This is a genomic window from Armatimonadota bacterium (genome assembly GCA_025059775.1).
GTDB lineage: Bacteria > Sysuimicrobiota > Sysuimicrobiia > Sysuimicrobiales > Sysuimicrobiaceae > Sysuimicrobium.
Genome location: JANXCW010000046.1, coordinates 1 through 718 on the forward strand (window position 1 = coordinate 1; position 718 = coordinate 718).

Below are 718 nucleotides of genomic sequence, written 5' to 3' on the forward strand. Positions count from 1 at the left end.
GCCACCGAGTAGACCCGCTGGACCGTCAGCTCTGGGACCGTCAGCTCTGGTCTGTCCGCCTTCTCCTGCATGGGCAGCCTCATCGTAACAGTTGCCGACAGTTTGCCGACACACGCGGCGAAAACGGGGGTGAATAGCGGTGTCGGGAGGGAAAGGCGGAGGGCTGGAAGCCGCACAGGACGGCACTTCCGGGCACACGGGGTCAACAGCGGAAATTGTCTCGACGCACTTTTAACCCGGGCGTCGGGGGTTCGAGTCCCTCACGGCCCACCACCACGTTTCGCGCGCCAACGTGTGAGCGTCCGCCGGCGCCGTTCAGGTTACGCCAGCACCAGCCGCTCCACCCTTCGCTCCCTCAGGTCGAACAGCGCCGCGGACCCCTGAGCGAGGAACCCAGGGGCCACTACGAGGGAGGTTCCGAGGGTTTCCCCACGCAACTCGGGGCCGCGAACCACCACCAGCTGGGGGTCCTTGAGCTCCGCCTCCCAAGCCTCGTAGAGGAGACGGCCCACCTCCTCCCGGGTCCGCGCCGTGCTGTCCACGATCTCGCCTCCCATCCCCGCGAACACCACGTGTCCGGGGCCGATGGAGAAGGTCCCGTGCACGCTGTGCAGGAACGGGTACACCTGCTCGACGTTGTATGCCTCGCGGAGGTAGTCCACCTCCGGAGCGGCGTCGGGTCCTGGGATGTGGTAGCTGGGCAGGCTGCCCGTCCCCC

1 protein-coding gene is annotated in these 718 nt (G+C 67.4%); it reads right to left on the bottom strand.

Features of this window, described 5'->3' with window-relative positions:
• Positions 1-320 precede the first annotated feature (320 nt).
• A partial coding sequence (locus N0A24_12285) for a hypothetical protein (GenBank protein ID MCS7174113.1) occupies positions 321-718 on the bottom strand: 398 nt, incomplete at its 5' end.